The organism is Actinotalea sp. C106, from assembly GCF_023630195.1.
GTDB lineage: Bacteria > Actinomycetota > Actinomycetes > Actinomycetales > Cellulomonadaceae > Actinotalea.
The window spans coordinates 1-9196 of record NZ_JALPKN010000122.1 but is presented as its reverse complement, the minus strand read 5'-3'; the positions used below and the strand labels follow the sequence as shown (position 1 = coordinate 9196).

The window sequence follows — 9196 nt, the reverse complement described above, 5'->3', positions numbered from 1 at the left end:
GGGGGCCGACGGCGGCCGCGTCGGCCCCGGGGGCGTCCTCGGCGCGCCGTCGAGCTCAGGCCCTCTCACGAGGCGCCCGCGTAGACGGCGTCGAGCTCGCGGGTCTCGAACTCGTGGGTGCTGCGGTCCAGCACCACACGCCCGCCCTGCAGCCCGACGATGCGCTCGGTGTAGGTGACCGCGTAGTCGAGGTGGTGCAGGGCCGCCAGGACGGTCAGACCGCGTTCGACCGCGACGTCGCGCAGCAGCTCCATGACCTCGACGGCGCTGACCGGGTCGAGGGCGGCGACCGGCTCGTCGGCCAGGATGATCGCCGGGTCCTGCACGAGCATCCTGGCGATCGACACCCGCTGCTGCTGACCGCCGCTGAGCGCGTCGACCCGACGGCCGGCCACGTGGGCCAGTCCGACCCGGTCCAGCGCGACCATGGCCTGCTCCCGGACGTCCTCGGGGCACAGCGCCGGGACGGCGCAGCGGCTGCCACGCCGGCCGATGGCCCCGTGCACCACGCTGGTGAAGGCGCTGAGACGGCCGACCAGGGCGGGCTTCTGGAACACGAAGCCGACGCGGGTCCGGATGGCCCGCAGCTCTCGACGGCTCGCCGTGGTCGTGTCCGCCCCGTCGATCAGCGCGGTCCCGGCCGTGGGTTCCAGGAGCCTGACCAGGCAGCGCAGCAGGGTGGACTTGCCGGCCCCGTTGGAGCCGACCAGGGCGAGCACCTGCCCGGGCTCGACCGTGAGGTCGATCCCGGACAGGGCGCGGTGGCCGTCGGCGTAGACCTTGGTCAGGCCGCGGACCTCGACGCTTGCGGCAGCCACGTCAGCCGACGAACTCGGTGAAGTCGTCCACGCCGATGGCCTTGAACATGGAGCGGACCACGTCGTAGTCGGAGTCGCCGACCACCACGAGCTCGGCACCGGAGTACTTGGCGTTGTCCTTGCCCTCGAGCATCGCCTCGAGCAGCTCGGGGAAGTGCCCCTCGAATGCCTCACGCAGGGTCTCGACCGTCTCCTCGTCGAGGCCGTCGCGGGCCATGAGCAGGTCCGGGGGCAGCGGGTCGCCCTCGGCCAGGAGCGTGAAGTCGGACGGGTCCTCGGCCGTGGCCATGAACTCCTCGTAGTCGTGGCAGCCGATGCCGACCGCCGCGACGTCCCCACGCACCAGGGCCTCGTGCACGGCGTCGCCGACGGTGAGCACGGTGACGTTGTCACCGTGCTCGAGCCCGGCCTCGAGCAGCACCTGCGACGGGCCGAGGTGCCCGCTGGTCGAGCCGATGTCGCTCATGGCGACCTGCTCACCCTCGAGCTGGTCCATCGCGGTGATGCCGCTCTCGCTCGAGGTGTAGACGCACGAGCGGTAGCCCGGGCGCCGGATCGCGACGACCGGCTCGGCCCCGGTGTTCTCGTGGATGACCACGTACTCGGCCGGACCGGTGAAGACGACGTCGACGTGGTCGTTGTCGAGGGCCGCGGCGGCCGCGGTGCGGTCGTTGACGGCGTAGAACTCGACCTCGAGGCCGGTGTGCTCCTCGAGGACGTCCTTGAAGGCGCCGTACTCACGTTGGAGCTCCTCGAGCCCCTGCAGGTCGGTGACGGCGAAGCGCAGTGTGGTGGGGGCGGCGGAGGCCGACTGGTCGGCGCAGGCCGCCAGAGAGCTCATGGCAAGCACCGCGCCGGTGACGAGGAGCCCTGCTCGGATGCCGTGCTGGGGGGTGTTCACGATCCCTGTCCTCTCGGTCCGTTCTCTGACACCTAGATGTCTAGAGGTCTCAGGTGGCACCGGGGTGAACGGGACAGGGCACCTGGCGGAACGATCACGCCGAGCAGGTGAACAGGTCGTGGCCCCCCGCACGCACGAAGGCCGCGGCACGATCGATCACGTGCCGCGGCCTTCGGCCGGGAACCTGCTGCGCGGGGGGCGGTGCGCGAGCGAGGCGTCGTCCTGGGAGCCCTGCGGGCTCAGCTGCTAGGCGGTCTGCTGCGGGAGGAGGCCCTGGTAGGAGCGCTGGCTCGCGAGGGCGGCCCAGCGGGCGAGGATCTGGGGCGGCACGGGGGCCGTGTCCGGCAGGATGACCGAGCGGTCCTCGTCGAAGGAGCGGTAGGCGGACTGGCCGAGCGCGTTGTCCTGCATGGCACACCACTTTCGTTCGGTAGCCCGGCTGACCGCATGGGTCCCGTGGCTTTGCGTCCCCGCCTCTCGACGGGTTTGCCGTTGTCGCTGACAGGACGAGCCTAGGTCGGATCCGGCGCGCCACGCCGAGATCTGGCGTCAGCCACCCGTTCGGACGAGCCTTTTCACCCGCCCACCCCTCACAGGGCTGCGCGGCCGGCCGATGGGAGAAGGGTCCGCCCCCCCCCAACAGGAAGGGCCCGCGTGGAGGCCATCGCCGGGATCACCAGCCGGATCGCGCAGATCCAGTCGCAGATCGCATCCGTCTCCGCCCCGACCGTCGGGGGCTCCCCCGTGCTCGGGACGGTGAGCACCGCGACGACCAGCTCGACCGCCGGCACCTTCGGTGCGGCCCTCGAGAAGGCTGTCGCCAGCCAGAGCGTGATCACCCATGCGACCGGGGCGACGGGTGCCTCAGGCGCTGCCCAGGGCGCGGCCGGCGGCACCACCGGCAAGGTGGACGCCAAGGGCATCCCCCTCGAGCTCAAGCAGTTCGGCAACGGCAAGGTCCCCGACCACGCACTGAGCCAGATCTCGGGCAGCGGCCACAAGCTCTGGTCCCCCGCCGCGCGGTCCTACGAGGCGATGCACGCCGCAGCCCGGCGCGACGGCGTGACCATCGGCATGACCGACTCCTACCGGACGTACGCGTCCCAGGTGGACCTGGTCCAGCGCAAGGGCCTGTACTCCCAGGGCGGCCTCGCAGCCGTGCCTGGCACCAGCGACCACGGCTGGGGGATCGCCGTCGACCTCAAGCTCGACGCCAAGGCCCAGACGTGGATGCGCGCCAACGCCAAGGACTACGGGTTCGTCGAGGACGTCCCGCGCGAGCCCTGGCACTGGGCCTTCAAGCCGCACAAGGCCTGACCCGCAGCACGTCTGCCCCCCCGAACCGCCCGAGAACGGCACGAGCCCCCGCCGACCGAGGTCGAGGCGGGGGCTCGTGCGTCCGTGATGCCCGGTGGCCGCGGGTGACCGGCCTGCAGGCGAGGAGTCAGACCACCAGGACCGAGATGTTGCCCTTGCCGTAGCCGGTGACGTCGAGCTCCATGTCGAGCCGCTGCACGTAGGCCAGGACCCACTTGTCGATGTCGGCCGGCAGGGTCTCGCGCGGGGCGTACGTCTCGTAGAGCCGCAGGTGCGGGCAGCCGTCGTGGTTGAACAGCGAGGCGCCCACGTTGAGGATCTCGGTGGTGTTGTCGAACAGCATGGGCGAGATGAGGCCGGCCTCGACCGAGTCCTGCGCGGTGCGGGCCGGGATCAGCGCGATGGCCGCCCCCGTGTACGCCGCGAGGGGCATCTCCATGACGACGAGGGCCCGGAGCTTCAGCATGTCGTCGACGTACACGCCGACCACGGCGCCCGGGTCCTTGTGCGGGTCCACCACGGGCGTGCCCACGGTGCCTTCGACGTCGCGCCCGAGCAGCCCCTCGAGCAGCTCGCGGACCTCGAGGGCCGGGGGCAGCGGGGTCGGGCGCGTGACCTCGCCGGCGCTCATGCGAGGAAGGGGTCGATGGTGTCGCGGAAGATCTCCGCGGTGAAGGGCTTGGCGATGAGGAACAGGGCGCCCGCGGCGTCGGCCTGCTCACGCATCTCGGTGGACCCCTCAGAGGTGACGAAGCCCAGCGGGGTCTCGATGCCCTCGGCGCGCATGCGACGCAGCATGTCGATGCCGGTCATCTCGGGCATGTTCCAGTCCGAGAGCACGAAGTCGGGCTGCTCGGTCTTGACGTGCTCGAGGGCAGCGGCGCCGTCGGCGGCCTCGCTGATCTCCCACCAGTCGTAGCCTGCCTGACGCAGGGTACGGATCACGATCTGCCGCATCACGCGGCTGTCATCAGCGACCAGGACTCTCATCGGTTCCACCTCGTTCGTGCGTCGTACTCGGAAGGTCGCGGGTTCACGGCAGCTTCCACAGACTGATGACCACGGCCCGGCCTCGCCAGTCGAGGGCCAGCTCGTAGATCAGGGCGTCCGGCAGGGTCGGCGGTCGCTCCTGGGTGACCTGGGGCAGCGTGAGGACCCCGGGCTCGGGCACCAACGACTTGACGTTACCCCCGACCACGTTCGCGACCTCGCCCAGCGCGTCGACGAAGTCCTCCGGGGAGACCGGCTCGTCGGGCGTCATCTGCAGCAGGGCCCGGGCGAGCTCGTCGGCGGTGCCGCGCTCGGTCGTGAGCAGCACCCGGCCCGAGGTCGTGCCGTTGACGTCGACCCAGGCGTGCATCGGGTCGAGGATCACGGGGGCGGGGCCGTCCCAGTGCCGCAGGTACCCCTCCTCGCCGTCGATCATCGCGGTGAACACCTCTTCGGTGATCACGTAGATCGGGTCGGTCCCCGCGAAGGCTGCGAGATCGATGTCCATGCTCATGCTGACTCCTCGAGATCGACCAGCCCCAGGAGCTGGAGCTTGTCGCGGACGGCGTCCGGGGTAAAGGGCTTGATCAGGTACTCGTGGGCCCCGGCCGCGAGGGCGCGGACGATCTGCCCCTGCTCGCTCTCGGTGGTGACCATCATGAGGGTCATGTCCCGCCACTCGCGGTTCTGGCGGACCGAGGTCACGAACTCCAGACCGTTCATGACCGGCATGTTCCAGTCGATGCAGGCGAGGTCGATCTCGGTGCCGGACTCGAGGACGTCGAGGGCCTGGCGACCGTCGCCGGCCTCGACCGTCTCGAAGCCCATGGATTTGAGGACCCCCGAGACGATCCGCCGCATCGTGCGTGAATCGTCGATGACCAGTGCTCTCATGCTGCCCTCCGCGCGGTGCGCCGGTAGACGGAGCCACGACCGACCGGGACACGTTCCCAGCCCTCGTCGACCCCGATGGTGGTCTCAGCCGCGCCGAGCAGGAGGTAGCCGCCGGGGCGCAGGACTCCCTGCACCTTCCGCAGCACGTCTCGCTTGGTCGCGATGTCGAAGTAGATGAGGACGTTGCGCAGGAACACCACGTCGAACGGCCCTCCGGACGGCGGCGCGTCGAGCAGGTTGTGCCGCTGGAACGTCACCGCCTGCTTGAGCTGCGGAGCGATCTCCCAGTCGGTGCCGGCCCGCACGAAGTGCTTGACGAGCATCGGGGCGGGGAGACCGCGGTTGACCTCGAGCTGGGAGTAGCGGCCCAGACGGGCGCGGGCCAGCACCTTCTCGTTGAGGTCGGTGGCGGTGATGCGCAGGGACTGCGGGGGCACGACGTCGGCCAGGGCCATCGCGATCGAGTACGGCTCCTGCCCGCTCGAGCACGCCGCCGACCACACCCTCAGGCTGGGGGCGAAGCCCGGGAGTCCACCCTCGAGGAGCGTGGGCACCACGTGCCCGGTGAGGGCCTGGAAGGGCTGGGCGTCGCGGAACCAGGACGTCTCGTTGGTGGTGAGCGCCTCGACCACGGCCTCGAGGGCGGCGGGGCTGGGCGCGGCACGCAGCGAGCGCACGTAGGCGTCGACGTCGGCCGCTCCGGCCGTCCGGGCCAGGGGCAGCAGCCGGCTCTCGACGAGGTACTCCTTGCCGGCCTCGAGCTGGATGGCGCTGCGGCGCCGCACGAGGTCGGAGACGAACAGGAAGCTGTCGTTGGCGAGTGTCATCGCACCGTCACCCCCGCCTCGACGCCGCGCACCATGGCGGCGGCCATCTCGTCCAGGGGCAGCACGGCGTGCGCCAGCCCCGCGGTGGCGACCGCACCGGGCATGCCCCACACCACGCTCGTGGGCTCGTCCTGGACGAGCATCGTGCCGCCCGCCAGGACCAGGTCCTCGGTGGCGGCGCGGCCGTCGGAGCCCATGCCCGTGAGCATCACGCCCAGCAGGTCACCGCCGAACACCTGGACCGCCGAGCGGAACATGACGTCGACCGAGGGCCGGCAGAAGTTGACCGGCGGGCCCTGGGTGAGGACCGTGCGGGCCCCCGAGGCCGAGGGCTCCAACGTCAGGTGCAGGTCACCCGGGGCGATGTAGACCGTGCCGGGACGCAGGTCCTGACCCGCGGTGGCCTCGACCACGGTGCTGCCACCGAGCCGGTCGAGACGGGCAGCGAGCTGCCGGGTGAACACCGGTGGCATGTGCTGGACGACGACGACCGGCACGGGCAGCGGCGCGGTGATGCCACGCATCACCTGGGAGAGGGCCTCGGGACCACCGGTCGAGGAGCCGACGACCACCGCGCGGACCTTGCGGCCCTCGGGGCGGGCGCGGAGAACGACAGGACGGCGGGCGGGCGGGGCCGGGGCAGTACGGGGCGCTCCGGCGCCAGGTCGCTCCGGGGCGCCGGCGGGGCGGGGCACCAGGGCCTTGATCCGGGGGATCAGCTCGCTGGCGACCCGCTGCAGGGACTCGGTCACGCTGCCGACGTTCGCCGGCTTGGTGACGTAGTCCGTGGCACCGGCCGAGAGGGCGTCCAGCGTGGCCGTCGCCCCGCGCTCGGTCAGCGTGGAGAACATGATGATCGGCATGCGGTGGCCTGCGCCACGCAGCGTACGAACTGCGTCGATGCCGTCCATGACGGGCATCTCGATGTCCATGGTGACCAGGTCGGGGGCCAGCTGGCCGACCTTCGTCTGGGCGATCTGACCGTTGGCCGCGACCCCCACCACGTCGATGACGGGGTCGGAGGACAGCGCGTCGGTCACGAGCCGGCGGACGACGACCGAGTCGTCGACCACGAGCACCCTGATGCGTGCCATCACACCTCCCGTTCGGCTGAGGGGACCTGCTGAGACCTGCTGTCTGCCGGTCCGCCTACTGATCGACCGCGGGGCGGTGGATGTGAGTGCTCGACGGGGGTGTCTCAGAACCGAAAACGACCGACCTGCTCACGGAGCTGGGCCGCCATGGTCGCGACGTCGTCGGAGCGTCCACCCATCAGCTCGGCGTGCTCGGAGGAGGCCCTGGCGCCGCCTGCGACCTCGGCGATGGTCCCCGCGATCTCGGTCGAGCCGGTGGCCGCCTCGGTGATCGAGCGGGCCATCTCGGCCGTGGTCGCGGTCTGCTCCTCGACGGCGCTGGCGATGGTGGTCTGGTAGTCGCTGATGCGGCTGACCACCTGGGTGATCTCCTCGATCGCGGTGATGGCGGCCTCGGTGCGCTCGGCGTTGCCCGCGATGCGGTGGGCGATGTCCTCGGCGGCGCGGGCGGACTCCTGCGCCAGCTCCTTGACCTCCCCGGCGACGACGGCGAAGCCCTTGCCCGCCTCCCCCGCCCGGGCGGCCTCGATGGTCGCGTTGAGGGCCAAGAGGTTCGTCTGGCCCGCGATCGAGGTGATGACCTTGACCACGTCGCCGATCTCGGCCGAGCTCGCGCCCAGGTCCGCCACGGTGGTCGAGGCCTTGCCCGAGAGGGTCACCGCCTCGTTCGCGACGGTCGCGGCGTCGTCGGCGCTCTGGGCGATCTCTCGGATCGAGGCGCCCATCTGCTCGGTGCCGGCCGCCACGGACTGCACGTTCCGGCTGACCTCCTCGGCCGAGGCAGCCACCATCTCGGTGCGGACCTGCTGGTCGGCCGCCCCCGAGGAGACCTCGTGGGCCGAGGAGGCCATCTCGCGCGAGGTGCCGTCCAGGGCGGCGGCGCGCTCGACGACCCCCGCGAGGGTCGCGCGCAGCGAGGTCTGGGCGGTGGTGAGGGCCGTGGCCATGCGTCCGATCTCGTCGCGGGTGGGGACGTCGGCCGGGACCGTGAGGTCGCCGTCGGCCATGGCCTCGAGGGAGCGCTGGACGCTGCTGACCGACCGGCGGATCGAGCGGGCGGTGGACACGCCGTAGATGATCACGATGAGCACCGCGATGCCGACCGTGGCGCTGATGATCCGCAGGCTCAGCGCCGCGCGAGCCGCGGCGGCCTCGGCCATGGCGTCCATGCGGACGGTCAGGTCGGCGAGCACCTGGTCCAGGGCGTTCTGGTAGGTGAGGGTCAGCGGCTCGGCCGAGATGCCGAGCACCCGCTCGTAGGCACCCTGGTCCTCGCCGCGGGCGGCGGGGAGCAGCTCGGTGTCGCGTACCTGGACCCACTGCGCACGGGCCTCGACGAACTCCGCCCAGCCGTCGAGGTCGGCGCCCCCGGCTGCCTCGACCGTGGCGATGGATTCCTCGATCCGGGCGTCGGTGGTCTCCAGGCGCGCCAGCCACGGACCGCGCAACCCCTCGGACTCGGCGGCCGCGACCTGGGCCACGATGCCGGTGCTGTGGGCCTGGTCCTCGCGGATCCGGTTGATGGGCTGAGCGAGCTCCTGCTGCATGCGGGAGAGCTCGGCGGTGCCGCCGGCCAGCTCCTGCATGCCCGAGGCCGCCCGGACCCCGAGGCCGACGCCCACCACGGCGAAGATCGCCACGAGGGCCAGGATCTTGACGAGGATCGACAGGTCGGCGAACCACGAGCCGAGACGACGCCGCGGCTGGCTCCCGCCGGACTCCGCACGCGTGCCCGGGTCCTCGGGGGCAGGGTCGACGTCGATCCCGCGCGTCCCCGAGCGTCGGCGGCCCTTCATCAGCATGACTACCCCTTGCGTCGTCGCGAGTGCAGCGGGAGGGCAGGCTCGGCCACGGCGTGACCTGGGCCTCCCTCTCCTGCGTGCCATCGGCGCGACCGCGCGAGATGTGATGGTTCTGCGAAGGTCAGCGGCTGGCGAACGGGTGATCATGCCTCGGGGTGCTGAGGGGTGTGCTGAGGGACGTGCAGCGCGGGACGCAGGACGGCCCGGCCCCCGGGGGTCGGGGCCGGGCCGTGGTCGCTGCGCGGACCTGGAGTTTTGCTGGTCTCAGTAGGTGAAGGCTGAGACCCTCGTGCGCAGGTCGGCGCTCATCTGGGCGAGCTCGGAGATCGCCGAGCCCATCTGCCCCAGGACCTCGGTCGAGGTCTGCGCCGAGGAGGCCACGCCCGTGATGTTCGTGGCGATCTCCCCCGAGCCCGTCGCGGCCTCGGTGACCCCGCGGGACATCTCGTTCGTGGTCGCCGTCTGCTCCTCGACCGCGCTGGCGATCGTGAGCTGGTAGTCGTTGATGCTGGCGATGATGTCGCTGATCTGACCGATCGCCGCCACCGCACCG

Annotated in this window: 11 protein-coding genes, 1 pseudogene and 1 riboswitch; of the genes and pseudogenes, 1 reads left to right on the top strand and 11 read right to left on the bottom strand. The window is 71.6% G+C overall.

Annotated features, from left to right (window positions below; translation table 11 throughout):
* Positions 1-65: 65 nt before the first annotated feature.
* The 3 genes from L0B03_RS09740 to L0B03_RS09730 form a co-directional block, all read right to left on the bottom strand.
* Positions 66-818, bottom strand: a complete 753-nt coding sequence (locus L0B03_RS09740) for a phosphonate ABC transporter ATP-binding protein (protein WP_250445611.1) — start codon at positions 816-818, stop codon at positions 66-68.
* Position 819: 1 nt separating this feature from the next.
* Entirely contained in the window at positions 820-1719 is a 900-nt protein-coding gene (locus tag L0B03_RS09735) for a phosphate/phosphite/phosphonate ABC transporter substrate-binding protein (protein WP_250445610.1), read from the bottom strand.
* Positions 1720-1965: 246 nt separating this feature from the next.
* Entirely contained in the window at positions 1966-2130 is a 165-nt protein-coding gene (locus L0B03_RS09730; protein ID WP_250445609.1) for a hypothetical protein, read from the bottom strand.
* A gap of 15 nt (positions 2131-2145) precedes the next feature.
* A riboswitch (cyclic di-GMP riboswitch) is annotated at positions 2146-2220 on the bottom strand.
* 153 nt (positions 2221-2373) lie between these two features.
* Between L0B03_RS09730 and L0B03_RS19570 the strand changes: the two genes are divergently transcribed.
* Entirely contained in the window at positions 2374-3036 is a 663-nt protein-coding gene (locus L0B03_RS19570) for a M15 family metallopeptidase (RefSeq protein ID WP_250445608.1), read from the top strand.
* 127 nt (positions 3037-3163) lie between these two features.
* Here L0B03_RS19570 and L0B03_RS09720 read toward each other — a convergent pair whose 3' ends face one another.
* From L0B03_RS09720 to L0B03_RS09680, 8 genes and pseudogenes are all read right to left on the bottom strand, one after another.
* On the bottom strand, positions 3164-3667 hold the full coding sequence (locus L0B03_RS09720; protein WP_250445607.1) for a hypothetical protein: 504 nt from the start codon (positions 3665-3667) through the stop codon (positions 3164-3166).
* Positions 3664-4026, bottom strand: coding sequence for a response regulator (locus tag L0B03_RS09715; protein WP_250445606.1), 363 nt, complete (start codon positions 4024-4026; stop codon positions 3664-3666). The genes L0B03_RS09720 and L0B03_RS09715 overlap by 4 nt, the downstream gene beginning before the upstream one ends.
* A gap of 43 nt (positions 4027-4069) precedes the next feature.
* Positions 4070-4540 (bottom strand): chemotaxis protein CheX, encoded by a 471-nt coding sequence (locus L0B03_RS09710; protein WP_250445605.1) that lies wholly within the window; start codon positions 4538-4540, stop codon positions 4070-4072.
* Positions 4537-4920, bottom strand: a complete 384-nt coding sequence (locus L0B03_RS09705) for a response regulator (RefSeq protein WP_250445604.1) — start codon at positions 4918-4920, stop codon at positions 4537-4539. The genes L0B03_RS09710 and L0B03_RS09705 overlap by 4 nt, the downstream gene beginning before the upstream one ends.
* The gene (locus L0B03_RS09700; protein WP_284501615.1) at positions 4917-5747 is read right to left on the bottom strand and encodes a protein-glutamate O-methyltransferase CheR; all 831 of its coding nucleotides are present in this window, start codon (positions 5745-5747) and stop codon (positions 4917-4919) included. The genes L0B03_RS09705 and L0B03_RS09700 overlap by 4 nt, the downstream gene beginning before the upstream one ends.
* Complete coding sequence (gene cheB / locus L0B03_RS09690) at positions 5744-6841, bottom strand: chemotaxis-specific protein-glutamate methyltransferase CheB (protein ID WP_250445603.1); 1098 nt, start codon at positions 6839-6841, stop codon at positions 5744-5746. Before cheB ends, L0B03_RS09700 begins: the two co-directional genes overlap by 4 nt.
* Before the next feature lie 104 nt (positions 6842-6945).
* Entirely contained in the window at positions 6946-8643 is a 1698-nt protein-coding gene (locus L0B03_RS09685) for a methyl-accepting chemotaxis protein (protein ID WP_250445602.1), read from the bottom strand.
* 264 nt (positions 8644-8907) lie between these two features.
* Positions 8908-9196: pseudogene (locus tag L0B03_RS09680) on the bottom strand (methyl-accepting chemotaxis protein); the annotation flags it as partial.